21 protein-coding genes are annotated in these 25,715 nt (G+C 50.5%); 12 read left to right on the top strand and 9 right to left on the bottom strand.

What is annotated here, in order from left to right; translation table 11 throughout:
• Position 1: 1 nt before the first annotated feature.
• A complete protein-coding gene (locus tag K5Y33_RS13730; protein ID WP_222234261.1) occupies positions 2 to 1,444 on the top strand; it encodes a M81 family metallopeptidase in 1,443 nt (480 codons plus the stop codon).
• Positions 1,441 to 3,243: an ABC transporter ATP-binding protein gene (locus K5Y33_RS13725; RefSeq protein ID WP_222234260.1), complete on the top strand. Its 1,803-nt coding sequence runs from the start codon at positions 1,441 to 1,443 to the stop codon at positions 3,241 to 3,243. Before K5Y33_RS13730 ends, K5Y33_RS13725 begins: the two co-directional genes overlap by 4 nt.
• A gap of 101 nt (positions 3,244 to 3,344) precedes the next feature.
• Here the strand turns inward: K5Y33_RS13725 and K5Y33_RS23705 are convergent, their stop codons facing one another.
• A complete protein-coding gene (locus tag K5Y33_RS23705; protein ID WP_255610318.1) occupies positions 3,345 to 3,791 on the bottom strand; it encodes a tautomerase family protein in 447 nt (148 codons plus the stop codon).
• An 81-nt stretch (positions 3,792 to 3,872) separates the two neighbouring features.
• Positions 3,873 to 4,085 (bottom strand): hypothetical protein, encoded by a 213-nt coding sequence (locus tag K5Y33_RS13715; protein ID WP_101761059.1) that lies wholly within the window; start codon positions 4,083 to 4,085, stop codon positions 3,873 to 3,875.
• A 362-nt stretch (positions 4,086 to 4,447) separates the two neighbouring features.
• On the opposite strand from K5Y33_RS13715, the gene K5Y33_RS13710 reads away from it, so the two are divergent.
• Positions 4,448 to 4,738, top strand: coding sequence for a hypothetical protein (locus K5Y33_RS13710; RefSeq protein ID WP_101761060.1), 291 nt, complete (start codon positions 4,448 to 4,450; stop codon positions 4,736 to 4,738).
• A gap of 75 nt (positions 4,739 to 4,813) precedes the next feature.
• Here the strand turns inward: K5Y33_RS13710 and K5Y33_RS13705 are convergent, their stop codons facing one another.
• Positions 4,814 to 6,088 (bottom strand): Glu/Leu/Phe/Val dehydrogenase, encoded by a 1,275-nt coding sequence (locus tag K5Y33_RS13705; RefSeq protein WP_222234259.1) that lies wholly within the window; start codon positions 6,086 to 6,088, stop codon positions 4,814 to 4,816.
• Between the two features lie 492 nt (positions 6,089 to 6,580).
• On the opposite strand from K5Y33_RS13705, the gene K5Y33_RS13700 reads away from it, so the two are divergent.
• Positions 6,581 to 8,008 carry an amino acid permease gene (locus K5Y33_RS13700; protein ID WP_370634132.1) on the top strand — a complete coding sequence of 476 codons (1,428 nt, stop codon included), beginning with the start codon at positions 6,581 to 6,583 and terminating at the stop codon, positions 8,006 to 8,008.
• An 8-nt stretch (positions 8,009 to 8,016) separates the two neighbouring features.
• Here K5Y33_RS13700 and K5Y33_RS13695 read toward each other — a convergent pair whose 3' ends face one another.
• Together K5Y33_RS13695 and K5Y33_RS13690 are read right to left on the bottom strand one after the other, a co-directional pair.
• Entirely contained in the window at positions 8,017 to 9,186 is a 1,170-nt protein-coding gene (locus tag K5Y33_RS13695; RefSeq protein WP_110866709.1) for an ROK family transcriptional regulator, read from the bottom strand.
• Between the two features lie 463 nt (positions 9,187 to 9,649).
• Positions 9,650 to 10,231, bottom strand: a complete 582-nt coding sequence (locus K5Y33_RS13690) for a TetR/AcrR family transcriptional regulator (protein WP_101761064.1) — start codon at positions 10,229 to 10,231, stop codon at positions 9,650 to 9,652.
• An 86-nt stretch (positions 10,232 to 10,317) separates the two neighbouring features.
• Here K5Y33_RS13690 and K5Y33_RS13685 point away from each other — a divergent pair, with 86 nt between their 5' ends.
• Together K5Y33_RS13685 and K5Y33_RS13680 are read left to right on the top strand one after the other, a co-directional pair.
• Positions 10,318 to 11,208 (top strand): ABC transporter six-transmembrane domain-containing protein, encoded by an 891-nt coding sequence (locus K5Y33_RS13685; RefSeq protein ID WP_192413274.1) that lies wholly within the window; start codon positions 10,318 to 10,320, stop codon positions 11,206 to 11,208.
• 47 nt (positions 11,209 to 11,255) lie between these two features.
• Positions 11,256 to 14,372, top strand: coding sequence for a multidrug efflux RND transporter permease subunit (locus tag K5Y33_RS13680; protein ID WP_222234258.1), 3,117 nt, complete (start codon positions 11,256 to 11,258; stop codon positions 14,370 to 14,372).
• Between the two features lie 362 nt (positions 14,373 to 14,734).
• Here K5Y33_RS13680 and K5Y33_RS13675 read toward each other — a convergent pair whose 3' ends face one another.
• Entirely contained in the window at positions 14,735 to 16,279 is a 1,545-nt protein-coding gene (locus K5Y33_RS13675) for a methyl-accepting chemotaxis protein (RefSeq protein WP_222234257.1), read from the bottom strand.
• Between the two features lie 550 nt (positions 16,280 to 16,829).
• Entirely contained in the window at positions 16,830 to 18,083 is a 1,254-nt protein-coding gene (locus K5Y33_RS13670; protein ID WP_222234256.1) for a sensor domain-containing diguanylate cyclase, read from the bottom strand.
• A 553-nt stretch (positions 18,084 to 18,636) separates the two neighbouring features.
• Here K5Y33_RS13670 and K5Y33_RS13665 point away from each other — a divergent pair.
• The 3 genes from K5Y33_RS13665 (at position 18,637) to K5Y33_RS13655 (ending at position 20,635) form a co-directional block, all read left to right on the top strand.
• Positions 18,637 to 18,936 (top strand): DUF6678 family protein, encoded by a 300-nt coding sequence (locus K5Y33_RS13665; protein WP_255610317.1) that lies wholly within the window; start codon positions 18,637 to 18,639, stop codon positions 18,934 to 18,936.
• 536 nt (positions 18,937 to 19,472) lie between these two features.
• The gene (locus K5Y33_RS13660) at positions 19,473 to 19,874 is read left to right on the top strand and encodes a VOC family protein (protein ID WP_222234254.1); all 402 of its coding nucleotides are present in this window, start codon (positions 19,473 to 19,475) and stop codon (positions 19,872 to 19,874) included.
• A 104-nt stretch (positions 19,875 to 19,978) separates the two neighbouring features.
• Positions 19,979 to 20,635 (top strand): tyrosine-type recombinase/integrase, encoded by a 657-nt coding sequence (locus tag K5Y33_RS13655; RefSeq protein ID WP_255610316.1) that lies wholly within the window; start codon positions 19,979 to 19,981, stop codon positions 20,633 to 20,635.
• A gap of 48 nt (positions 20,636 to 20,683) precedes the next feature.
• On the opposite strand, the gene K5Y33_RS13650 is transcribed toward K5Y33_RS13655, so the two are convergent.
• On the bottom strand, positions 20,684 to 21,580 hold the full coding sequence (locus K5Y33_RS13650; RefSeq protein ID WP_222234252.1) for a DMT family transporter: 897 nt from the start codon (positions 21,578 to 21,580) through the stop codon (positions 20,684 to 20,686).
• 53 nt (positions 21,581 to 21,633) lie between these two features.
• Between K5Y33_RS13650 and K5Y33_RS13645 the strand changes: the two genes are divergently transcribed.
• Complete coding sequence (locus tag K5Y33_RS13645) at positions 21,634 to 22,248, top strand: TetR/AcrR family transcriptional regulator (protein ID WP_222234251.1); 615 nt, start codon at positions 21,634 to 21,636, stop codon at positions 22,246 to 22,248.
• Between the two features lie 110 nt (positions 22,249 to 22,358).
• On the opposite strand, the gene K5Y33_RS13640 is transcribed toward K5Y33_RS13645, so the two are convergent.
• Complete coding sequence (locus K5Y33_RS13640; protein WP_222234353.1) at positions 22,359 to 23,231, bottom strand: LysR family transcriptional regulator; 873 nt, start codon at positions 23,229 to 23,231, stop codon at positions 22,359 to 22,361.
• A 101-nt stretch (positions 23,232 to 23,332) separates the two neighbouring features.
• Between K5Y33_RS13640 and K5Y33_RS13635 the strand changes: the two genes are divergently transcribed.
• On the top strand, positions 23,333 to 24,184 hold the full coding sequence (locus tag K5Y33_RS13635; RefSeq protein WP_192413319.1) for an alpha/beta fold hydrolase: 852 nt from the start codon (positions 23,333 to 23,335) through the stop codon (positions 24,182 to 24,184).
• 4 nt (positions 24,185 to 24,188) lie between these two features.
• Entirely contained in the window at positions 24,189 to 24,791 is a 603-nt protein-coding gene (locus K5Y33_RS13630) for a glutathione S-transferase N-terminal domain-containing protein (protein ID WP_222234250.1), read from the top strand.
• Positions 24,792 to 25,715 lie beyond the last annotated feature (924 nt).

Below are 25,715 nucleotides of genomic sequence, written 5' to 3'. Positions count from 1 at the left end.
TATGCGCATTGCTTTTGGTGGCATTCATACTGAGTGCAGTACTTATAATCCGGTGCTGAATTATGCCGACGACTTCCGCATCGTGCGCGGGGATGAACTGACCACCAATCCTTATTTCGCCTTTTTGCAGGATTATGATGCTGAGTTTCTGCCGACCTTCCACGCGCGCGCCATCGCCGGTGGTCCGGTGGCGCGCGTCACCTACGACGATTTTAAGCAGGATTTTCTGACGCGCCTCGCGGCACATTTGCCGGTGGATGGCGTTTATCTCGCGATGCACGGTGCGGTTTATGTTGAAGGCATGGAAGATGCCGAAGGCGACTGGATCAGCGCCACGCGCGAGTTAGTCGGCGCGGATTGCCCGATCACCGTCAGCTACGATCTGCACGGCAACGTCACGCAACGCATCATCGATGCCATTGATATGTTCTCGACCTATCGCACTGCGCCGCACATTGATGTGGAAGAGACCATGCGCCGCTCGGTATCGATGCTGGTGAAAAGCCTGCAAACCGGCGTCAACCCCGGCGTGGTGTGGGCGCCGATTCCGGTGGTGTTACCCGGTGAACGCACCAGCACCGAAGATGAACCCGCCAAAAGTTTGTATGCCCGTTTGCCCGCGATAAACCAGCTGGAGCACGTCTGGGATGCGTCGCTGATGGTCGGTTACGTCTGGGCCGATGAACCGCGCGCCACCGCCGCCGCGATCATGACCGGCACCGATGCCGATGTGCTGGCGGAACAGGCGGCTAAACTGGCGCTGGCTTACTGGCAGGCGCGCGATGAATTTAGTTTTGGCTGCGTCACCGGCAGCATTGAAGAGTGCGTCAGCATGGCCATCGCCAGCGAAACCGCGCCGGTGATTCTGGCTGATTCTGGGGATAATCCCACCGGCGGCGGCGTCGGCGATCGCGCGGATGTGTTGGCGGAACTGATTCGCCAGGATGCGCAGCAGGTGATCGTGGCTGGTATCACCGATAAACCGGCCACTGACGCGGCCTTTGCTGCTGGCGTTGGCGCAAGCTTAACGCTGACCGTTGGCGCATCACTCGATCCGGCCGGCGGCAAAGTGCAGGCCGAATTTGTGGTGAAACATCTCAGCGATGATGCGCGTTCGCTGGCGAAACAGGCGCTGCTGCAAACCGACGGCATCACGCTGGTGGTCGCCGACCGTCGCCGTCCCTATCACAACCTGGCGGATTTCGCCCTGCTCGGCCTCGATCCTGCAGCGGCTAAAATCGTGGTAGTGAAGTCCGGTTATTTGTCGCCGGAGCTGGCCCCGCTGGCCAATCCCAACCTGATGGCGCTGTCGGAAGGCGTAGTCGATCAATATGTGGAACGCTTAACTCGCAAGCGCAAATTGCAGCCCGCCTATCCGTTCGATACCGATTTCACTTATCTGCCGGTTAGCCACTTATCGGCACGCTTTATGGCAGCGAAATGAACGCGCCCGCTTCAGCAGTCGAACCGGTGCTGCGCATCGAAAATCTGACCGTTGCCTTTCGCGTTGAGGATCAATGGCGCGAGGTGGTGAAGAACCTGTCGCTCACCGTTAATGCCGGTGAAACGCTGGCGATTGTCGGTGAATCCGGTTCGGGGAAAAGCGTTACCTCGATGGCGATTATGCGCTTACTCAACATGCGCCACGCGCGCGTCAGCGGCAAAGTGCTGCTGAACGGCGTCGATCTGCTGACGCTGAGCGAATCCGCCATGCGTGACATTCGCGGCAATGCGGTGGCGATGATTTTTCAGGAGCCGATGACCAGCCTGAATCCGTCGTTCACCATCGGCAATCAAATTGCTGAGGCGCTGATCAATCACCGTAAAATCAGTAAACGCGTCGCGCGTGAAGAGACCATTCGGCTGCTGGAGAAAGTGCGTATTCCCAACGCGGCGAAACGCTTCAATGATTATCCGCACCACTTTTCCGGTGGCATGCGCCAGCGCGTGATGATTGCGATGGCGCTGGCGCTGCGGCCAAAACTGCTGATTGCCGATGAACCGACCACCGCGCTGGACGTCACCATTCAGGGGCAGATTCTTGACCTGATTAAGACGTTGCAGGAAGAGGAAGGCACGGCGGTGCTGTTTATCACCCACGATATGGGCGTGGTGGCAGAGGTGTCGGATCGCACGCTGGTGATGTATCAAGGCGATGTGAGGGAAACCGGCACCACCGCCGCGATTTTTTCCGCGCCCGCTGCGGATTACACCCGCACGCTGATTGCGACCGTGCCGCAGCTTGGCGCGATGCGCGGCATTGCTGGACCGCGTAAGTTTTCCTTTGACCCGCGCGACGCATCTGAGACCAACGCTGTATCGACATCGCAGCAGCCGCTGCTGTCGGTTAAAAATCTCAGCACCCGCTTCAGCATCCACGAAGGCGTATTCAGCCGCAAAACCGGCGCGGTACATGCGGTGGAGAACATCTCGTTTGATCTAATGCCGGGCGAAACCTTGTCGCTGGTTGGTGAATCGGGCTGTGGAAAATCCACCACCGGACGTTCACTGACGCGCCTCGTCACACCCGACGCGGGTGAAGTGGCCTTTGATGGTTACGACGTACTGAATCTTTCTGCTCATGAGCTGCGCACTTTGCGCCGCGCCATGCAGATGATTTTTCAGGATCCATTTGCCAGCCTCAATCCGCGCATGTCGGTGCTGGAAGCGCTTACCGAGCCTTTTCTGCAACATCGTTTAGGCAGCAAAACCGAGGCGCGCACGAAAGCCGCCTCGCTGATGGAGCGCGTCGGGTTATCCGCTGACATGATGAAACGCTATCCGCACGAATTTTCCGGCGGCCAGCGCCAGCGTATCTGCATTGCTCGCGCGCTGATGCTCGATCCGAAAATGATCATCGCCGATGAATCGGTGTCGGCGCTGGATGTCACGGTGAAAGCGCAAATCATCAATTTGCTGCTCGACCTGCAACAGAGCCTCGGCTTGTCGTATCTGTTTATTTCCCACGATATGGCGGTGGTTGAGCGCATCAGTCATCGCGTGGCGGTGATGCTGCTGGGTGAAATCGTCGAGATCGGCCCGCGCGCGGCAATATTTGAAAATCCGCAGCATGATTACACGCGCAAATTACTGTCGTCGGTGCCGGTGCCCGATCCGGCGCGCCGTCATGTGAAGCGCCAGATTGACATCAGCGAGCTGAAAAGCCCGGTGCGTGCATTGGGATTTGTGCCCGAAGCGCGACGTTATCGTGAGGTGAGTGAGGGGCATTGGGTAATGGAATGACTGCTTTTTACAAAGCGTACACGCTGTAGCGGCGCGATTTATTACGCATGAAGTTTATGCACCAATGCGCGATATACCGCGCCGCTACGATTTGTGCGGCTCTAAACTATCATCCCCAAATCCAACATCTTCCCGCCGCTAAAACTCCAGTCTTCGGGCTGGGTTTGCTGGATGATGATCATTAAATCATTGGGATCGAGATTGAGCCGCTGTTGCAGCCGTTCACTCAACACCCGATAGGTTTCCCGCTTCTGTTCCGCGCTGCGCGGTTTGCCTGCCACGATGTTCAGCAAAACATAGCGATCGCTACGACCACCGCTGAGATAATGGCGATCGTAGATAAAGCGCGGCGCCGCCAGCGATTCAATCACCTGAATGCGTTGCTGCCCGCGGCGGGAAATATGGGCATCGCACTGTGTCAGCACAATGCAGCAGATGGTGCGCAGCAGATGCTGGCGCAGCTTACGCGGCGTGCGGTGGCAGGCTATATTCATCACAGTGAGGTTGGAACGGCTTAGATGCGTTGTGCTAGCGGGTAAAACATCCATTGCTGGCCAGTTTCTGTCCTGCTCGTTAAAGTTAAATACAACCTTCTGCCGCTATTTTTCAGGCAGAAGGTTTTTCACACATTATTCTTTCATGCATAACAAGCAAAATACCGCTCGGCTGTTGGGATAATGCGTGTGGAAATATTGCCAGGCATGGTCAGGAGAATAAAATGATCCCATGAACACACGATTATCATAGGCAGGAGCCAGGCGGCAACTATCGCGGTGTAGATTGCAGCACCCTTCTGTATCTGCCTGACTAAAGACATAAAAATCCGTGATGCTTAAGTTCATCCGCTACTCCTCATGGGCAGAGATAAATACTAATTAATAAAAATCTTTAAAATCGCCCGTTGCGGATACTATTTGTACACTTTTTAGTAATCAGCCCAAAGTGAGCCATAAAATAATTATAGTCTGCGTGGAGTCGGCTGTCTTTAATTAAAAATAAACTTATTTAAGCCGAACGTAATAAAAGAGTAATTTAATAACTATTATTTAACCCTTTTTGTCGCTGCGCTTAATAGGGCCAGTATTTACTGTTAACGGCGGTCATCACTTATAAATTCGCGCTAAGATTTATCTTAAAAAAATGAAATTCATTTCTGGTCAATTAAACTTAAGTAAACTTAAATTAAGCCACCGGAGATAATATCATGCTCAGTTATACTATCCGTATCGAATTGAAAGAACCCACCGCTGGCGCGCAAATTGAATTGCTCTATGCGATGCTTGAGAATGGTTTCGCGCGTAGCTTGGTGTGCGAGAAAGGCTACACTTATGTGTTACCCACCAATGAATACGTTTATGTAGGCAGCGAGAATATAAGGAGTTTAACCGACCGGGTGGTCACTTTGGTGAGCGAGTTCAGTGAGGATCCTTCGGTGATGATTACTCAATCCGCCGCAAGGTGCTGGTCAGGTTTACGCGGCGTAAACCTCGCTTAATAGCGAAGATAAACGCCCTCTGCCCACTACGAAGGCGTTTATCCTTTAATTTAAATAAACTTAAAATATAATTAATTAGCCCGGATAAATACCGCGATCTTTACGTGCCAGTAAAATACGTTCGCAGGCAACGATATAAGCGGCAGTGCGCAGCGAGCAGCGCTTTTCGGCGGCCTTGTCCCAAACGTGAACCATGGCTTCGGTCATGATGCGGTCCATACGCTGGTTAATCTCATCTTCGCTCCAGAAGAAACTCGCCATATCCTGCACCCATTCGAAGTAACTCACCGTTACCCCGCCAGCGTTACAGATTACGTCTGGCACCACCTGCACGCCGCGACTCGCGAGCATATCATCTGCATCCGGATAAGTTGGGCCGTTTGCCCCTTCCAGTACCAGTTTGGCACTAATAACTTCTGCGCGCTCGCGGGTAATTTGTCCTTCCAGCGCCGCCGGGATCAGAATATCCATGGCGGTGGTCCAGAACTGCTCTCTATCGATCTCACGCGCGCCAGGGAAACCGGCAATCTGTTTATGTTCGATCTGCCATGCAGCCAACGCGGCTAAGTCAATACCGCCTTCGTTGAGTAAGGTTGCGGTGTGATCCTGAATCACCACCACACGCGCACCAGCTTCGGCGAACAGACGCGCGGCTTCGCTACCGACATTACCAAAGCCCTGCAGCGCCACGCGTGCGCCTTCAATGGTGATATTGGAGCGTTGTGCCACTTCCCGACCGGTAATAAATACGCCACGCCCCGTCGCTTTCTCACGCCCTAACGAGCCGCCAAGATGGATCGGTTTACCGGTGACCACACCGGTGATGGTGGTGCCGTGATTCATGGAGTAGGTATCCATCATCCACGCCATCACTTTGCCATTGGTGCCGACATCGGGTGCGGGAATATCTTTCTGCGGGCCAATAATCAAGCCGATTTCACTGGTGTAGCGGCGGGTTAATCGCTCCAGTTCACCTTCAGACAGCGAGTGCGGATCGACACGGATGCCGCCTTTGGCGCCGCCATAAGGCAGGTTAACCGCCGCACACTTGATGGTCATCCAGGCGGATAGCGCCATCACTTCATTCAAATCGACAGCAGGATGGTAACGCACGCCCCCTTTGCCCGGCCCGCGTGAGAGATTGTGCTGTACGCGATAGCCTTCGAAGTGGCGAATCGAGCCGTCATCCATCTGCACCGGGATGTCGACAATCAGTGCTCTTTTGGGGTGACGCAGGGTTTCTATCCAGCGAGACAATTCACCAAGATGAGGCGCAACACGGTCAATTTGGCTCAGGTAGGTAGTCCAGGGAGATGTACTGCTTTCAGAAGCGTAAGATAACTTTTCCATGAGAAGCCTGTAGGTTCAGAGTTATTTATATTGAAAAGACGTGGAAAGGTAATGCATTGCACTAGACGGAAAGTAATTTAACACCTTTTCAGACAAGCGGGTCAGGCCAAATAAGAGGGGTTTAACTTTTTCGACACAAAAATGCCTGAATAAATGAATAACTAAGCATTAAAAAAGAGCCACATATGGCGCATATCCATGCATTAATTATGCACTTAATTGCATAAATTTTGATTTTATCCCTATTTTTCAGTTCTTTGATGGTCATCAAAAAGTGAATAAACTGTTATTTTTCCGCATTGACTTTGTTAACACTCGCCACCACGATGAGTAAAACCCAGCTGGAAACCTCCATCATGAATTAGCGTTTTATTAATTTCGTTTTTCTTTCATCTATTTAAACGTGCCTCTTTAAGGTTCAACCCATATTTGCCATTGATGCTTGCGGGCAGGCATCGTCATGCGTCTTTTCGCCAGACTGAAGGAATCATTGTGTCTAACAAACCTACACAAGGGCAGATTCAGCCTGCTCGGGCTCACGACGCCCCGCAAAAACTGCAGCGAGGGCTGAGCGAACGCCATATTCAGATGATCGCGCTGGGCGGATCGATCGGTACCGGGCTGTTTATGGGCGCGGGACGCAATATTGCGGTAGCCGGAACCTCGATATTAATCATCTACCTATTGGTGGGTTTTTTTAGCTATATGGTGATGCGGGCAATGGGGGAAGTGCTGCTTAGTCGGCTCGACTATCGCTCGTTTGCCGATTTTGTCAGTGATTATCTCGGCCCCAAAGCCAGCTTCTTTCTCGGTTGGTCGTACTGGCTAAGTTGGGTGGTGACCTGCATCGCCGATGTGGTGGTATGCGGCGCGTATATGCAGTATTGGTTCCCGGAAATGTCGGCGTGGATACCCGCGTTATTTACCCTCGGTATTTTGTGTCTGTTTAACATGTTGTCGGTGAAGGCTTTTGGTGAAGCTGAATTCTGGTTTGCGCTGATCAAAGTGATCACCATCATCGCGCTGATCATCACCGGCGGATGGATGATATTTACCGGCTGGACCTCGCCGGATGGCGTTAAAGCCTCGGTGCACAACCTCACCGATCCTGCGGTGTTCATGCCGCATGGCATCACCGGTTTTCTGGCTGGTTTCCAGATCGCGATTTTCTCTTACACCGGCATTGAGCTGCTCGGCACCATGACGGCAGAAACGCGCGATCCCGAGAAAATTTTGCCGCGCGCGATCAACTCTCTGCCGCTGCGGATTGTGATTTTCTACTTGCTCTCGATGATGGTGATCATCGCGGTGACGTCCTGGCAAGGGGTATCGCCGGATACCAGCCCGTTCGTGACGCTGTTTGCCAAAGCCGGCTTGCCTGCGGCGGCAGCGATCATTAATTTCGTCGCACTCACCTCGGCGATGTCTTCCGCCAATAGCGGCGTCTACTCCAGCACCCGCATGTTATACGGCTTGTCCGTCGAGAAGCATGCCCACTGGCAGTTTCGTATTCTTTCACGCACCACGCGTATCCCGCTGCGAAGCCTGCTGTTCTCCTGCTTCTGCATGCTGAGCGGCACCTTGCTGCTGTTCCTGGTGCCGAATGTGACAACGCTGTTCACCATCGTTTCGACGCTGGCCGCCATTCTGGTGATCTATTGCTGGGGAATGATTCTGGTCTCTTATCTGGTGTACCGCCGGCAGCGCCCGGATCTGCATCAAAAATCCAAATTTAAGATGCCCGGCGGCAGGATGATGGCGTGGGCAACGCTGATGTTCTTCCTGTTTTCAGTGGTGATCATGATATTTGATCCCGACACGCTCGCCGCGCTAGCCGCTTCGCCGGTGTGGTTCATTGCGCTGTGGCTATGCTGGAAGATGAAGGAGAAGCGGAAAACGACAGTGAAGGTAGCGGCATGATCAGGCCGCTACTTCATCAACACGTTAAACTGTGGATTGAACTCGTCGAAAATCGGCAGCGCGGCGGCACCCAGCGCGGCGGTATCGCTGCCGGTCATACCGATCTTTACGCGTGTTCCGGTGAGGTAGCGACCGCGCACTGACTGATAGAGCGGCGGCAGGCGACGCATGATTTTATCCAGCAGCACCGCAGGCATCATGCCGCCGATTATCACGCTTTCGGCATCGAAGATGCATTCCAGCAGGTTAATCGCCTGACGCAGCGGCGTTAACACGGTATCGATCCATTTATCGAACAGCGCCGGATCGACTTCCAGCAAATCTTCCGGCAAAGCGGTCATCGGATCGAGCCCGCAAAACTCGTACGCCGCCTGCAGTGAAACATAGCGTTCTAAACAGCCGTGGTTGCCGCAGTAACATTCGCGTCCGCCCGGCTCCACCACCACATGCCCGACTTCGCCGGCGTTATGCGCATGGCCGCTATAGACGTGGCCATCCATGATGATGCCAGCGCCCAAACCGGTGCCGATGTAGAGATAGACAAACGAATTGAGCTGACGCGCGACGCCATGAAAGCGCTCACCAATTGCTGCCACCGTGGCATCGTTTTCCAACGTCACCGGCACGCCGCTCATCGCGGCGAGTTTGGCTTCGATATCCACCTGTTCCCAGCCGTGCAGCGTGGTCGGCCCCATTGACGAGATGCCCTCAACACCAAACGGACCGGGCATCACCACGCCAATGCCCAGCACTTTCTGCCAGCGATCGCCCAGCTGCGTTTTAATTTCGCTGAGCACATCGGCGATGCGCGCTAATGTGGCATCAGGCTGGGGTTTTTGTACCAGAATCAGGCGGCGGAAATGAATTTCGCCGGTGAGATCCACCAGCACAATCAGCAACGTTTGATGATCAAGATGGATGCCGATCGAAAAGGCGCTGGCGGGATTAAGCGTCACCGGAATTGCCGGTTGCCCGCGTCCTTGTTTGCGCGGCGCGCGACTGGTGAGCAGTTCGGCCTGCTCCAGCTCTGCCACAATATTTGACACGGTTTGCGGCGTCAGCGCGGTGAGACGAGCCAGCTCGGCGCGGGTCAATTCGCCGTGCAGGCGAATAGCTTCAATGATCACGCGGCGATTGTGCGCCCGTGCGTGTTCCAGATTGGTTCCCGACGTTTTCACCTTGATCCCTTCCCTTTCGTCACCTGCGCTGCGAATAGCCGCATCAATATCCCTGATCGTACACACATTTTACAACCCTTTCAGGCAGGTGAATGATTGAGGTGGGGATGTCGATAATTTTAACCCTTGGTGACCATCCCAACGGTTATTTGATAAAAAGCCAACCTGCCACGGCTACCAGGCCGGTTAACAACGATGCGAATACCGCGCCTGTTACGAATGAATGAGTTGTCGTCTGAAATAATTGATGAACGGGCATGGCGCTGTATTTGTATTTGGTTAATCCCAGCAGTGGATGTTGCTGGTACAGCTATTTTTCCGTTTAATAGCCCACTTCATAATTTAAACATATCCATCCGGGGGCTTGCAGGAGACAGAGTTGAAGCAAAACGCTTCTGCCGCCCCCAAGTCTTGACCGCTCCACCCTTGCAGTTCAGAGCCGTCACGCTAAATTAATGTTTTATCAGCATGTCAGTATGTTTCTATGGATAAAATCGTCGATATCTTCCTTCGCCTGCTCTACTAAGCCTTTAGATGGCAGGGTTAAAATCTGCTCACTATAACCAAACAGCATTGCATCCAACTGGCGCGCTACGCGGTGCACATCAACAATTCGGAACGACTGCTCGTCCATGCCTGTCTGTATAATGTTTGCCAGCACCTCATGCCACTCATCCAGAAAGGTTTGCATCAGACTCGCGTAAGCTTCGTCATGAGTAGAGAGTAACCATAAGGAACCATATAATTTACGGGTCGGGTCGGGGGCATCGGTAATCATCCCGTTAATAAATTCCTGCAATTTTTGCCTGGCGGATAAAGGCTGAATAATGAAACGAAATTCCTTGATTTCTGCATTGATAAAACTTGTTACTGCCGCAAGACTCAGCGACTGCCAGTCTTTAAAATAATGGTAAATATGGCTTCGTGACAGGCCCAGATACTCTGTAACATCTCGCGTTTTAACCTTATCAATACCCTTCTCTGTAAATAACTCAATAACCGCATTTAGAATTTTCTCTTTCATTAGCTCAGATTTAGCGTTCATCTCTTACCTCAGTTGACTTTGAGCAATTGCTCAAATAACATATAACATTATTGAGCACTTGCTCTATTTTAACAGAAGTACCACTCATGAACACTGAAAATATAAAGGCTATCTCCCCGACCACAAGCGCCTCCGGCACGCTGAAATCACTGGCTAACCGCTACCGCAAAAAGCTGTTCTTTACTTTTTTATTGGTCGTTGCCGAAAACGTCACTTATCTGTTGTATCCGATCCTGGCTGGCGTCTCCATTAACGCCATCATGTCCGGGCAGACGATAAATGCGATGCTCTATGGCGTATTGATCTTATTTATCTGGTGTCTGGGTGCAGCGCGCAGAAGCGTTGATACCCGCACTTTTGCCAGGATTTATGCGGCCCTGGCGGTATCCGTGATTAAGACTCAACGTAAAAATAACTTTAATCATTCAACCGTTGCAGCACGGGTTGTGTTGTCGAGAGAGTTTGTTGATTTTTTTGAACTGCACTTTCCTATGCTCATCACTTCGCTGTTTTCGATGATGGGTGCCGCATTGATGTTGCTGATTATCGAATTCTGGGCGGGTATTGCCTGTTTGGTCATCCTGGCTTTACTGGCCTGTTTCCTGCCTGGTTTTGCCCGTAAAAATGAAGTGCTCTATAACAAACTCAATAATCGGCTGGAAAAAGAGGTTGATTTTGTTAGCAGGGCGACATCGTTATCTTTACAGCGACATTACTCCACGCTCGCCAGATTACGCATACGCCTCTCCGATCGCGAGGCAATGGGATATCTGTCAATCGGCGTGCTTGTCGCCATGCTATTTAGTCTGACCATTATCTGGATGACGCAGACAACGGGGATCAGTGCCGGGCACATTTATTCGGTCATGACCTATATGTGGATGTTCGCTACCAGCCTGGATAATGGCCCTCAACTGCTGGAGAAATACTCCCAGCTGAGTGATATCGGCCGCCGCGTCCATACGGAACAAATCTGATCCTAACGCACACTGCAAATTTTACTGCTTAATTCCCGGATATTCCGATGCCGCAATTTTTTATTGAAAGGCCTGTTTTTGCATGGGTTATCGCCCTGTTTATTGTACTGGCAGGCATAATTGCCATTCCGCAGTTGCCCGTGGCGCAGTACCCCGCTGTGGCTCCTCCGAGCGTCAGCATTACGGTGACCTATCCCGGCGCCACGCCAGAAACGATGAATGAGTCGGTCATCTCGTTGATCGAGAGAGAAATCTCCAGCGTTGACGACATCCTCTACTTCGAGTCTTCAAGTGATACGTCAGGCACTGCCAGCATTACAGTGACCTTTAACCCCGGAACGGACATCAAGCTCGCTCAGGTTGATGTGCAGAACAAAATCAAGGTGGTTGAATCCCGGCTGCCGCTGACCGTACGTCAGAACGGTCTGAACGTGGAGGCGGCCAACGCGGGATTTCTGATGATCGTCGGGTTGCGCTCGCCCTCGGGTCGATTCAGCGAACAGGACCTAAGCGACTATTTTGCGCGTAACGTTTCTGAGGAACTACGTCGCGTGCCAGGCGTTGGCAAAGTACAGCTGTTCGGCGCTGAGAAAGCAATGCGCGTATGGCTGGACCCGGTCAAACTATTTAACTATAAGCTCTCGGTCAGCGACGTTACCACCGCGCTAAGCCAGCAGAACGCCCAGGTCTCGCCGGGCAGAATCGGCGATGAACCGGCGCAGCCCGGACAAGCTGTGACCTACCCGCTTAACGTACGCGGGCAGCTCAGTTCTGAGGAAGAGTTCCGCAACATTACGCTTAAGGCGCTAAGTAACGGTTCGCGCGTCCGGCTGGCTGACGTGGCGCGCGTGGAACAGGGTCTGCAGAGCTACGCGTACGCGATTCGTGAAAACGGCCATCCGGCTACTGCCGCAGCGATCCAGCTGATGCCGGGTGCCAATGCCGTCAGCACGGCGGAGGGCGTGCGTTCTCGGCTAAATGAACTCTCAACGGTGCTGCCGCAGGGCATGGCGTTCTCGGTGCCGTTTGATACCGCGCCGTTTGTGAAGCTGTCGATTGAGAAAGTCATCCACACTTTTATTGAAGCCATGGTGCTGGTATTCCTGGTGATGCTGCTATTTCTGCAGAATCTGCGCTATACCTTTATTCCGGCAATTGTCGCGCCGGTGGCGCTGCTCGGCACTTTTACCGTAATGCTGATGAGCGGATTTTCCATTAATGTGCTGACCATGTTTGGCATGGTGCTGGCTATCGGCATCATTGTTGACGATGCGATTGTGGTAGTGGAGAGCGTTGAGCGCCTGATGGCTGAAAAAGGCCTGTCGCCAAAAGAAGCAACACATGAGTCAATGCGCGAGATTACGCCAGCGATTATCGGTATTACGCTGGTGCTTACCGCCGTATTTATTCCCATGGGATTCGCCACCGGCTCGGTTGGCGTCATCTATCGGCAGTTCACACTTTCGATGGCTGTTTCCATTTTGGTCTCGGCTTTTCTTGCGCTGACGATGACCCCTGCACTGTGTGCTTCCCTGCTGAAGCCGATTGCGCAGCACGGCGTAGAAAAGAAAGGCTTTGCAGGCGTGTTTAACCGCCGCTTCAGTGCCCTAACGACAAGCTATGAGCGGGCATTGCACGCCACGCTGCGCCGTGGCGGCCGCGTCATGCTGATTTATGCCATGCTGAGTGCGGTGATTTTTGCTGCCTATCTGGCGCTGCCTTCATCCTTTATCCCTGAAGACGATCAGGGCTACTTTATGACGTCGATCCAGTTGCCGTCAGATGCCACACAAGAGAGAACCCGTCATGTGGTTGATCGGCTTGAAAAAACGATCATGGAAAGGCCCGGCATTGCCAGTAATATCTCCATCTTTGGCTTTGGTTTTTCCGGATCCGGTCCGAACACCGCGATGGCCTTTACCACCCTGAAAGAATGGGGCGAACGGCAAGGCGCAACCGCTGATGGTGAAGCAAAATTTGTCCAGACGAAGATGAATGACGATCCCGCCGCCACGGTATTGAGCCTGATGCCGCCCGCGATTTCTGATATGGGGACTTCATCGGGTTTTGACCTCTACCTCGAAGATCGTGCCGGCCGCGGTTTTGCAGCATTGTTGAAGACAGCCTCAGAGCTAACGGAGAAAGCCAATAACAGTGGCGTGGTCAGTGATGTCTACATTGAGGGTTTACCTGCGGGTGTAAGTGCCACTCTTGAGGTAGACAGAGAAAAAGCGCAGGCAATGGGCGTCAGCTTTGACGACATTAATCAGATGCTGTCAGTCGCGATTGGCTCAAACTACGTCAATGACTACGTAGATAACGGGCGAGTACAACAGGTTATTGTGCAGGCGGACTCCCGTTACCGTATGCAGCTGGCAGATTTACTCAAGCTTTACGTCAGGAATGCCTCGGGTGAGATGGTGCCGCTGTCGGCCTTTATCTCGACGGACTGGACCCAGTCGCCGCAGCAGCTCAGTCGTTATCAGGGCTATCCGGCGATTAAAATCACTGGCAGCGCCGCTGCTGGTTACTCCAGCGGGGCAGCGATGGCTGAAATGGACCGACTTGCCGCTTCTCTTCCAGCAGGCTATTACGCCGAGTGGACTGGCACCTCGCTGCAGGAACGTAGCTCAGCGGCTCAAATGCCGCTTTTGATCGCCTTATCCGTTCTTATTGTTTTCCTGGTGCTTGCCGCGCTGTATGAGAGCTGGTCAGTACCGCTTTCAGTAATACTTGTCGTTCCGCTGGGTATGGCTGGCGCTCTACTGGCGGTATTTCTCGCAGGTATGTCCAACGATGTTTTTTTCAAGGTCGGTATGATCACACTAATCGGGCTTTCAACCAAAAACGCCATCCTCATTGTAGAGTTTGCGCGACAACTTTATGCGCAGGGTGAACCGCTGCTTGAGGCAACGAAGCAAGCAGCCCGACTACGCCTGCGGCCAATTATCATGACGTCACTGGCTTTTACTCTTGGTGTGGTTCCCCTGATGATGGCAAACGGTGCCAGTAAGAGCACCCAGAATGCGATTGGCACAGGCGTGTTCGGCGGGATGCTTAGCGGTACGCTGCTGGCCATCTTCTTTGTGCCCGTATTTTTTGTGATTATCACATCGGCTGTGCAAAAGCTTAGCGGCTTGCTGAAAAGGGTAAATAAAGGTTGAATGCTAAGCCCAGGCAATCCTGAGTTGATTGCATTGCCATTCATCGACAATGTTAATAAACCCTGCTTTAAACGCGACGACCCACTTTTCGCTCATAGTGGACGCTGTCATGCACAGCGTCCACTTTGGCAGGAGCGGACATTGTTGGCATCGTGATTATTGTTCACTGAGCAGTTCATATTGCGGTAATACCCGGCCATCGTCACTGACAAGGTATTTAGCGCCATCTCAGCGACCCATCCTTAACAGGAAGAGCCACAGAGTAAGCTTGCCTGAGGCTGTTTTCACACGGAGTCGAACGAAAAGAATTCAAACAATGCGGGGCCCAGATTAAAGCAGGGCCCCCAATGTAAATGAAAATATTAAACCTGGAACGCTTCAACCATGCCTCGTAACGCATGTGCCTGAGCAGAAAGCTCTTGCGACGCAGAGGAGGACTCTTCAACCAATGCAGCATTGTTCTGCGTTACGCCATCCATTTGGCTGACGGCAATGCTGACCTGTGAAATTCCCTGCATTTGTTCGGAAGAAGCCAGAGATATCTCGTCCATCGCATCCGCAAGCTCACCTACCATGCTGACGATTTTCATGATGCTCTGCCCGGTTCCTGTCGCCACGTTCACACCACTTTCCACCTGCCCTACGGCCTGCTCAATGAGTTGTTTGATATCCCGTGCAGCAGTCGCACTTCGTTGTGCTAACGTTCTGACTTCACCGGCAACCACGGCAAATCCCCTTCCTTCTTCACCGGCGCGAGCAGCTTCAACGGCGGCATTGAGTGCAAGAATATTGGTCTGGAAGGCAATGCTTTCGATGACGGAAGTAATATCCCTCACTTTTGTCGCGCTGAGAGAAATCTCGTTCATCGTATCAGACATTTTCTGCACATCCGCCTCGCCTGCTCGCGCCAGCTCTGCTGTCCCACGTGCAACTTGTGCCGTCTGCTGTGCACCTGCAGTATTACTTTTCACCGTTGCCGTGAGTTGCTCCATACTCGCGGCCGTTTCCTGAAGCGCAGCGGCTTGCTGTTCAGTACGGGATGAAAGTTCAGTGTTACCTTTTGATATCTCATCCGCGGCTAAAGCAACGGATCCAGCCGAGTCTTTAATTTGTGATACCAGTCCACGTAGACTCTCCTGCATACGATCTAACGATGCCAGTAAGCTGTGCTTATCGTTACGGCGCAAGGTTATTGAGGTTGTCAGATTCCCCGCGGCGATGGCTGCCGCAAGTGCCTGTGCCTCGGCGGGCTCGCCGCCTAGCTGACGCATCAGTACACGTACGATTAAATAACCGGTCACCACAGAAATAATCACTGAGAGCGCCGCCATTATTAATAAAATAAACGCTGTACGTGTCGTGGATGCACTATTCTCAGCCATCGTATCCTTGCTGAGTGTCATTTCGATGTTCGTAAGTGCATCCAGCGATCCCATTAATGCCTGCTGCGCCGGTCGCGCCGTTTTCATGAGGTAAACCGTTGCTTCCTGCTGACGGTTATCGAGTCCCATTTGACCTGCGATCATTAACGTCTCCATCGCGGCGCTCTCAGAGGCAAGGACTTTTTCAAGAGCCTCCTTGCCGTGAGAGGAAACATTGATCCTCATGCTATCCACCAGCTCACGGCGCTTCTCGATATAATTTTTCTGCTGCGAGATTAATCTTTGCCATTCAGGCTGCATTTCAACGGGATCGCTCAGTAAAGCCAGGTTGCGCACGGCAATGGCCATATCTCGAGCAATTCCCCGCATATCCTGAACCAGCGTAAAGCGCTTCATCTTGTTATTGACCGTATCTTCCATCCCATCCCGCGCCTGCCATAATGCGTTCAGAGCAATCCCCGTGCACAATACGAAAAGAAAAATGAGCAGACTGAAACCCGCAGCCAGACGTGTAGATATTTTCATTTATAATTCTCTAAAAGTTCAAGATGCATTGCCGAAGAAGAGGAATTATAGACAGTGAAATTAACCCTGCCTGTGCGGCAAATTAATAAGGGCTTCACTCAAATTTATCACGCACGGAAATTATAAGAACTACTTGAGTTACCAAGGATAACTTAAGTTAAATTTGGCATTTTTAAATGCTTAGGTTTAATTTAACTCCATAAATAACTCAATTTAAATTAAACTTTATTTTAGGGAAAATATTTTAGATTTTTTTAGTTACATTATTTTAAAAACGAAGCGTGTTTTAAAAACACGCTTACTTCGAAAAAAATTTAACTTATGTTGCGCTCTTACCACTACTCAGATTGGATTGAAAAGGAAACGACAGCTTCCTGTAATACCAGTAAACGCCATAATCATACTGAAAGTCTGGCCTATTTTGCCCTCACCGTGGTAACGGCGAGCGGCATGCCCTCCTCTGGCCTGCTTCATCGCATACTTGAAGATCATGCTAAATGGAAAAGAAGTTGAGTGCCGAAGAGAGCATGTGAAACAGGCTGGCTTAATCTCACATTGGCAGCGTATCAGGTTGGAAAAATTGATATGACCCATCACGTCGTGCTTTAGCCTGATACATCGCTGTATCGGCATTTTCAAATAACGTTTTTACCGTTTTTGTCCCAAATCGTGCCAGGCTGATGCCAATCGATGCGCCGATCTTTACTTCTACACCATTGATAGCAAAAGGATCTATCAGGCCGTCTATGAGGCGCAGTGCAATACCGGCTGCAGCATCATGACTACTGCACTTTGCTGCCACGACAAACTCGTCTCCTCCCTGGCGTGCTAACGAGTCGCCCTGGCGCATGCAACTTTGTAGCCGTTCGCTTACCTGCTGCAGCAACATATCCCCTATTGCGTGCCCCATCGAATCGTTAACTGCTTTGAATCCATTCAGATCGATAAACAGGACAGTCGTATACGCAGGATCTTCTACGTGCGTAAGCATGGATTGCACTTTGTCGTTGATCCAGGCTCGGTTTGGCAGTCCGGTTAAGGTATCGCGGGTCGCTAGCAGCTCAAGCATCAACATCTTTTCTTTATCCCGGGTGATGTCACGCGAAACCAGCACTGCTCCGATATTTTTACCTGTAGAGGGATCGCTTACGCCGCAGGCCTTAGTGCCAAGTGTAATGTAGTGACCGTTACGATGCCGTTTGCGCACCTCGACGACGTCTGGTAACTCAGCACCGTTGAAGATATTTGCCAGAACTGCCGCAGCAGGCTTTTGATCGTCGATATGCAGGAAGTCCACCACCAGCTGGCCCACCATTTCATCGGCTGACCAGCCTATCATTTCGCTATACGAAGGAGAGATCGAAACGTACCGACCATCCGCATCACAGTGGGCGATCAGATCAGTACTGTTTTCTATCAACAGACGATATTCTGTCGCCGTGCGCAGCGCGTCCTGAAGGGCTTTGCGCTGTCCGGTAACATCTAAAACGAAGCCGCTAAACTGTGTATGAGAATCACCTGGTTGGCATGCTGGCAGACCTGAAACAATCACATGGCGCATCGTTCCATCCAGACACTTGATCGGCACCTCTATATTAAATGGCGTCTTAAACTCTAATGCCGCTGTCAGCTGCATCGCGATTTTTGCATCTTCCTCTACCAGCGCAAGGCTAAGCCACTCACCAAGCGTTATGCCTTTAAGTAGTGGCAATAAGCCTTCAGGGCTTTCCTGGCTGGCAATGCAAATGCCCCGTGCATCCGTCGACCAAACGGCAGAAAGTGTGGGTTTGATCGCGATATTCATGCTGGTGATTCCGTTGTTTGCCGATGATGCTGAACACATTTATTTCTGCTGCTAAAACCCATCAGGTGCTAAAAAAGTGCCTGATAATGATAACGTCAAGTTTTCCATCGCAGAGCTGCCAGAGCCTGTTATGAGGCATCTTAGGGCCGCAAAAGCTGATCTCTATTTATCGGCTGATGAGTTCAGGATCTTTAGTGACCCGCATTAAACATCGCCGACCTCGACACGGCGTTTCGCTTCGTGCTTTTTATCGAGCAGGTATTATCCAGCGACATCTGATGCTCATGCCATACGCGTGGGCGCGACTGAAAATGCCTGGGCAATATTCACCGCTCCGTCTTCAGTCGGGCAATTATAGGTGAGTATTGAGTCATCACACTTTGCTTTCTGCTCATCGCTCTCAGAGCTGTAAACACATGACCTGCTTCGTGGTTAAAGTGGACCGTGCAGTGTGCATGTCGGCTTTGTGCCAATAGCGGACGTTGTTAAAAGCAAGGTGTGCTAACTTGTACGAAGCTGCTCTTAGGAGGTTAATTGAATGCGCTATAGCTGCATGAATAACACAAAATGGAATGAGATCAGGCTGGCAATGGTCAGTATGAAATCGCCTCCTATATGGAAAATCACTTATATCAATGGCTATGAAACTGCAGTTGATGGCGAGTGGTTTTATCATTTCAGCGAGGGCGGCTATTTAGACATCTACTATCTTGATGTGATAACAAATTCAGCTGATCAGCATGCTTCAGTTGGCGCTATTCTTCGGACTATTCATCTACCTGGAATGGAGAATGCAACCGGTTATAGAATTTTTGGGTACGCAGATTCATTCAGTAATGTGAATTATCTTTAGCTGGACAAAATCGTTAAACGTCCAGCAGGATAACTTTGATCGTAGTATCGAATTGGCTTCCGCTTTTCGCTCATGACCGTCCCTTAGCCTCACTTGAACTATATAAACTTCCCCAGACATTAACTTTTTTGCCAGTAAGTCTCTCAATGGCCTCAATTGCGTCTGGATCACCATAGCGAGCCATGCAATATAAACAATCGCCACCACAGTCAAAATTCATAGTTTCTGGTGTTTTGCTCATCGGTTGGCCGCAGGTCTGGCAACTGTTTACATTCACTGGAATGACATCCTGTTTAGATTTTCACTAATATGTTGCTTAACATAATATCCCAAGATCGACCTGCTCCCTGATAATTCTCATAAAATGCTTCTGGCAATGTCCGCTATTCGCTCATAACGGACGTTGTGCAGGCCCATGTCCGCTATGAGCGAAAAGCAGACTTCAGTGCTTTGGACAAACCCATAATGCAACTAAGGATCATTTGTGTTAAAAAAATGTTTCTTGGTAGTTATGTTTGAAACCTAATGGAACAGAAATGAGAACGCAGAAGCGATGCATGGGATATGTGGCCATAGTCGTTGATGACTATGATCGGGCAATTGAGTATTACACGGAAACGCTGGGGTTTACTCTCGTTGAAGATACACCTCAGCCGGGTAAACGTTGGGTCGTAGTCACACCTAACCCGGAAAGCGATTGCAAACTTCTACTGGCACGCGCTTCAAATGAGAGGCAGGAAGATTTTATAGGCAATCAATGTGGTGGAAGGGTATTCCTTTTTCTGCAAACTGATGACTTTTGGCGCGACTACAACTCCATGAAATTAAAAGGCGTTACATTCTCCCAAGAGCCTCGCGAAGAGGAGTACGGAACAGTAGTTGTATTTGAGGACCTGTACGGCAACCGCTGGGATCTTTACCAGAACAAGCAAAATTAAAACTCCCTAACGGTTGAGTCATTACGACGTTTCCGCCCCCAAAATAATGTCAGCTTTTCGCTCATATGGGACATCCACAATCAAATCTCCTATCACAATGGAGATTGAACACGACAACGTCCCCCTGGAACAAAAGCCGTATCATTGGCCAGAAACGACCTCTTCAGATATCTCATATTTGGGGAATTCGTATCCGACTTGAGCTCGAAGGCAAAGTACGCGACTTAGCTCTGTTTAACATGGCTCTGGACAGTAAACTTCGCGGCTGTGATTTGGTGAAGCTGAAGGTTTCTGATGTAGCCTATGGGCACTCAGTTTCGGGCAGAGCGACTGTGCTCCAGCAAAAAATGGGGAGTCCTGTTCAGTTTGAACTGACAAAAGGAACCAGGGAGGCAGTAACGGCCTGGATCAAAATGGCTCACCTGCGAAGTGGCGACTATCTACTCCAGTCCCGCGTCAGCTCAGAACGTCACATCTCAACCCGGCAATATAACCGTATTTTTCATGGATGGATTGAGAAGCTCGGTCTCGACGATTCGCTTTACAGTACGCATTCTATGCGCAGAACTAAACCTTATCTAATCTACAAGAAAACAAAAAATCTGAGGGTAATCCAGCTACTGTTGGGCCATAAAAAACTCGAACGCACAGTTCGTTACCCAGGCATTAAAGTCGATGATGCCCTGGAGATATCTGAATCGATTGAAGTCGAACATGTCAGGGCTGCAACAGCAGCCCTGTGCCAGAAGCAGACGTTGTAAGCGAATGATTTGAAAACGATCAGGTATATCCATACACAACGAAAGCGTTCAGTTTTTCCGTGCTGAATTTCTTTTCAGGTAATACTCACCTGCAAGGTAACCCGTGACTGCAACAAAGGTTATTGCTCCACCCAACAACGTATTATTGGCTGGCAATTCACTGAAGAACACCCAGACCCACATGGGCCCCAATACGATGTCAGCTTGTGCAATCAGACTGGCCTCTGCAGGGTCAAGATGCCGGCTTGCTGCCATGAACAATAGATAGCTGATACTCTGTGTGGACATCGCAAAAGCAATTAACCATAAGATGTCATGCATACCTGGAACAGGGAGACCCTGTGGCATCATCGCAACGCAGAACGCTCCGCAGAGGGCACAAGCCAGAGCTGTGACTGCAGGCAGGTTCATTTCCGGCCACTTTCCGGACATAACAATGCTGGCGGCAAACCCGGCAGTCATTATAAGAGCCAAAGCGTTACCTGCCGTATCGCCCGTACCTGATGCGGAGGCAGCCATAACTACAACGCCGACGAGGCTAACTGCTGCGGAGATAAGCGCGCGTTTCGTAATTTCTTTACTCTGTATCAGCCAGCCCAACCCCATAGCAAAAAAAGGAATTGTGGCATAGACGGTCATCACGCCTGCGACGCTGGTGAGTTTTAGTGCCGCTACGTAGCAAAACATAGAAATTGCCATTACGGCAGCAGTTATCAGACCTTTTAAGCCCACATCATTACGGAATGAAAAGCGGCGTAGATACCCGCCCCACGCGAGCAAAAGAATCAGCGACAGGAAAGCAAACAGTGAGCGCCATGCGACCATAGCCCATGTGTTCATATCGATCATTCTCACGAAAAATCCCGCTGAGCTCCACAGGATGGCCGAAAGGCACACCATAATCAGCCCCAGAGTGTGCCCGCTCACGGTATTAATAAGTGGCATCTTTTATCCCTGCCTATGTTAGTCTTACAAAAAAGTAGAATGGTCTAATTATTATGGCGAAAAGTGACACGCGCAAACGTCTTTTGCAAGCTGGTATACGAGTTTTCATGAGGAAGGGTTACGAAGGCGGGGGGATCACGACGATTCTGAGTGAGGCAGGAATGCCTAAAGGGTCTTTTTATAATCTCTTTCCGAGTAAAGAAGAATTTGCCTGTGCCACGCTTGACGCCTATATCGAGACTTTTGCTCAACTCCGGGCAGATACGTTGCTGGACAGTGCCATGATTCCCCGCATGCGCCTGATGAGCTGGCTTAACGGGCATAGGGAATATATTGAGCGAGATCCTGAAGCAACAGGCTGCCTGGCGGGTATTATTGGACAGACAAGTTCGGTAAACAGTGAAAAAATTCGGCAAAAACTGCTGTCGTTTTTTTCCTGCTGGGAGCGCGATCTGATAAACGTATTTAATGACGCTCAGCATGCTCAGACTTTATCGCCGGTGATGTCGCCGGAAAGCGCGGCAAAGCTGCTCATTCATAGTTATGAAGGAGTTATGGTACGTATACGCATAGAAGGGAGCACGAATCCTTATGACTTTCTGACGCAGACTTTACCAGACATTCTTTTTGCAGAACCCGCCACTGGTTGTGATTTTAAACCATGCTAAGAAGATGATTTAATCCAAAGCAAAAGAGTCTGCTTCTCGCTCATAGCGGACCTGCGGCGCGCGTCCGCTTCGTGCCAGAAGCGGACATGACTAATATCGCGTTGTATTCATCAATTAATAGCGGGCTTATGCATCAGCCTGGTCAGCATCTCGCAGAAGGCCTCGCTCGCGGGATTGAAGCAGTGTCTATTCAGGCGAAGCAGGCAATCAACCGACGGCAGAGGCATCAATTTCTCAAGTTCAGACACATTACAAATCGTTTTCTCTACGCTGTATTGATTGAGTATTCCCACCCCCAGTCCGGTGGTTATCGCCGCAAGCATACCTGCTACTGAAGGACATTCCAGCATCACAGAAAATGGAATTTTTGCCTGCCGAAGTTTCTCCTCAGCCAGGTTACGGTAATAGCAATCGGGTCCCCAGGTAATAAGCTTCAGGCTCTTATCCGATTCATGCAGCCAGGCAGGCGTTGCGCACCAGTATAATTTTTCACTCCACAATACCCTATCTTCCGGCGATGCCGTGCCCGCGAAATCCTGATGTAAGATGATCTCCAGACTTCCCTCAGAAAAATGCTGACGCAATAGATGACTTTGCTCCACCACCAGTTGTACATCCACCTCGGGATGATGGTGACTGAAGTTTGAAATGACCCCGCATACTTCTGTCATTGAGATATGTTCAGTGACCCCAATTCGCAGCTTGCCACGGAGTTCCGAAGGCGAAAAATACGCCACGGCATGATCGTGTTCAGTGAGGATTTTTTCCGCATGGCGTAGCAGAACGCTGCCCTTTTCTGTCGGAACGGCTTTTCCGTCGATACGCGTAAGTAGCTGACATTGAAGTTGATCTTCAAGTCGTCTGAGCTTCCAGCTTACAGCGGACTGGCTCAGGTTAAGAAGTAAAGCAGTCCTACTCATATTGCCCGTTTGCACCACGGTTCTGAATACTCTGAGCGCATCGACAGAGAGTCGTTTATTAATTTTTGTATGACAAAAGTGGGTTTGCAGATGGAAATAATGTCACTGGTGTCATATGCAGTCAACGGATAGCCTGGAAGGAACAATCACAATGGAGAAAGCTAATGTCCGCTAACAACCCATTACTGAATGAAGACGTTTTGATAAAAGGTTGTCGCATTGCAACCGGGGTCCATGGTTCAGGTACACCTCTGGTGCTGGTTCATGGCACGCCCGCACACTCGGTAATCTGGCAGTCACTGGTGCCGGCATTTGTCGATGCGGGTTTTCACGTTCACCTGTATGACCTGCCTGGGTTCGGCGCATCAGAGCGCCCGTTGACGGCTGATACCTCGGTTTCCGCACAAGTCGGTTATCTGCTGAAACTGCTGGAACACTGGCAGCTCGAAAAAATACATCTTTTTGGTCACGATATCGGCGGGGCAATTTCACTCAGACTGGCATTCGACAACCCATCCCTGCTGAAGACGCTTACGATTGCCGATATTCCGAGTTACAACTCTTGGCCTTCGCCCACATGGAAAGCTATGCGGGATAACTATGTGGATTATGCACTGATCCCTGCCACTGAGCATTACCGCGCTATGTCTCGTCAGTTAAAGATGGCTGTTTTCAATAAGCATCTTATGACAGAGCAGCGGCTGGAAAGTTATCTCGCACCTCTTTGTGGCGTGGTGGGCCAGCCCTCGTTTTATCAGCATCAGGTTGCGCATTATAATGCCTGTTACACCAGTGACTTTGCAGAAAAATTGCCGCAACTCCAGCTGCCTGTGCAGATTTTATGGGGCGCCGAAGATGAATGGCAGCCCGTTGAATATGGAAGGTGTTTGCAGCGCGACATTGCCTCATCCATGCTGCATATCTATGAACAGGCCGGACACTTTTTAATGGAAGATGCCCCTTTGCCTGTCGCCGCACAGTTAATTGATTTTGTTAATCAACATAATATGAGGTAGCGCTATGATCCTAATCGGAATGCTGGATTCACCCTATGTCAGACGGGTTGCTATCTACATGAAAATATTGGGTATGCAATTCGAACAACAGCCGCTTTCGGTATTCAGCGATTTTGATGCCTTAACGAAAATTAATCCAACCGTTAAAGTACCAACGCTTATCACAGATGATAATCAGGTGCTGATCGATTCAACATTAATCATTAATTACCTTGAGAAATATTTCGGTCATTCACCTGCACCCACATCAGCGTCCAGAGCGGAAGATCTGAGAGATTTGCATCTTACCGGATTCGCCCTGGCTGCCTGTGAAAAAGCGGTGCAGATTGTGTACGAACAGCGTCTCAGACCGGTAGAAAAACAGCATCAACCCTGGCTGAATCGGGTAACTCAACAACTTCATGGTGCCTGGCAGACGCTGGAGAACGGGCTGCGGGAAAGTCATCCTGACATGCTTTCAGTGGCCGGTATCAGTATCGCAGTAGCCTGGCGTTTTACAGAATCGATGCTGCCGGATACCATCAGCCGTACGTTGTATCCGGAAGTAACCAGATTTACATTGCTGGCCGAACAGCGACCGGAATTTTTGGCAACACCTTCGAGTTAGTGAGAGTGAGTTGCGTATTAATTTTTGAGACGGCTACGTCCACGTCAGTTCGGGCGAAATCTATGTTGTACCAAATACATTACACATAGAACGTCCAATGAGAATGCGGTAAAAATGATGACAGAACCCTGTGGTTTACTGAATACCGGACAGGAAGGTGGGGAGCGCACCGAAGAAAACGATATCGGATCGAATGGGGATAATATCAGACCAGCCTACCAGGCTGTCTGATATACCACGGCTACATGGACATAACCTTAAGCTTATTTTTAACCTGAACGGCCGATTTTGGCTCATAGCAGCCCTTTCGCCCATGTACTTTGGTGGTTTCAAGCCAAAAGCGTACTCCAACCATTTATTCTCTAACTTTTAGCATGATCGATCTGTACAGTTCGATGGCCCTCCAGATGTCATCCTGTGTATCTCCATCCCAATCAGCAACTGTGGCCAACTCGGATTTGAGCTGCATAATGAGGATATGCGCATCTGCAACTTCATCCTTTCGGCATTTTGATGCGATACGTGATATCGACTTTGAAGATAGGCTTGAGTAAGGCGAAAAAGCGGTACGCTCAGCGGCAATTAGTTTTTGTAATTTCCTCATATAATCTATGAATTCTGAATAGTGGGAGGGTAATGCATGGTAATTTTTACTGACCACAGAAACCAATAGAATAGCCGAATTTAATATGTCCGGTCCTCGCTCATAAAGGCATTATTAATGCAAACCTTTGCAGGTTCGTACCGCATCGAACTTGATTAAACCCGCACTTTTTTTCATTAGCTAGCGAAGCAAACTATCCACCTGAATACCTGATTTTGCGTGGTAATCACCACGCCAGCAATTTTTGCAAACGTAGTGCGCCACCATTCCGCACTGTCAGTGATGGATGTAAGGAATGCAAAAATTGATTGCTTACTCTG

Source organism: Pantoea sp. DY-17, assembly GCF_019795975.1.
Lineage (GTDB): Bacteria > Pseudomonadota > Gammaproteobacteria > Enterobacterales > Enterobacteriaceae > Pantoea > Pantoea leporis.
Note: the sequence above shows the minus strand (reverse complement) of the source record. Positions and strands in the feature narration are given on the sequence as shown.

Bases quoted from the DNA above. Each gene is read 5' to 3' on its own strand.
- K5Y33_RS13660 (WP_222234254.1), top strand. From the start codon at position 19,473: ATGAGAACGCAGAAGCGATGCATGGGATATGTGGCCATAGTCGTTGAT.
- K5Y33_RS13630 (WP_222234250.1), top strand. From the start codon at position 24,189: ATGATCCTAATCGGAATGCTGGATTCACCCTATGTCAGACGGGTTGCT.
- K5Y33_RS13730 (WP_222234261.1), top strand. From the start codon at position 2: ATGCGCATTGCTTTTGGTGGCATTCATACTGAGTGCAGTACTTATAAT.
- K5Y33_RS13665 (WP_255610317.1), top strand. From the start codon at position 18,637: ATGAATAACACAAAATGGAATGAGATCAGGCTGGCAATGGTCAGTATG.
- K5Y33_RS13675 (WP_222234257.1), bottom strand. From the start codon at position 16,279: ATGAAAATATCTACACGTCTGGCTGCGGGTTTCAGTCTGCTCATTTTT.
- K5Y33_RS13705 (WP_222234259.1), bottom strand. From the start codon at position 6,088: ATGGAAAAGTTATCTTACGCTTCTGAAAGCAGTACATCTCCCTGGACT.
- K5Y33_RS13710 (WP_101761060.1), top strand. From the start codon at position 4,448: ATGCTCAGTTATACTATCCGTATCGAATTGAAAGAACCCACCGCTGGC.
- K5Y33_RS13715 (WP_101761059.1), bottom strand. From the start codon at position 4,085: ATGAACTTAAGCATCACGGATTTTTATGTCTTTAGTCAGGCAGATACA.
- K5Y33_RS13645 (WP_222234251.1), top strand. From the start codon at position 21,634: ATGGCGAAAAGTGACACGCGCAAACGTCTTTTGCAAGCTGGTATACGA.
- K5Y33_RS13670 (WP_222234256.1), bottom strand. From the start codon at position 18,083: ATGAATATCGCGATCAAACCCACACTTTCTGCCGTTTGGTCGACGGAT.
- K5Y33_RS13685 (WP_192413274.1), top strand. From the start codon at position 10,318: ATGAACACTGAAAATATAAAGGCTATCTCCCCGACCACAAGCGCCTCC.
- K5Y33_RS13690 (WP_101761064.1), bottom strand. From the start codon at position 10,231: ATGAACGCTAAATCTGAGCTAATGAAAGAGAAAATTCTAAATGCGGTT.
- K5Y33_RS13650 (WP_222234252.1), bottom strand. From the start codon at position 21,580: ATGCCACTTATTAATACCGTGAGCGGGCACACTCTGGGGCTGATTATG.
- K5Y33_RS13635 (WP_192413319.1), top strand. From the start codon at position 23,333: ATGTCCGCTAACAACCCATTACTGAATGAAGACGTTTTGATAAAAGGT.
- K5Y33_RS23705 (WP_255610318.1), bottom strand. From the start codon at position 3,791: ATGGATGTTTTACCCGCTAGCACAACGCATCTAAGCCGTTCCAACCTC.
- K5Y33_RS13725 (WP_222234260.1), top strand. From the start codon at position 1,441: ATGAACGCGCCCGCTTCAGCAGTCGAACCGGTGCTGCGCATCGAAAAT.
- K5Y33_RS13680 (WP_222234258.1), top strand. From the start codon at position 11,256: ATGCCGCAATTTTTTATTGAAAGGCCTGTTTTTGCATGGGTTATCGCC.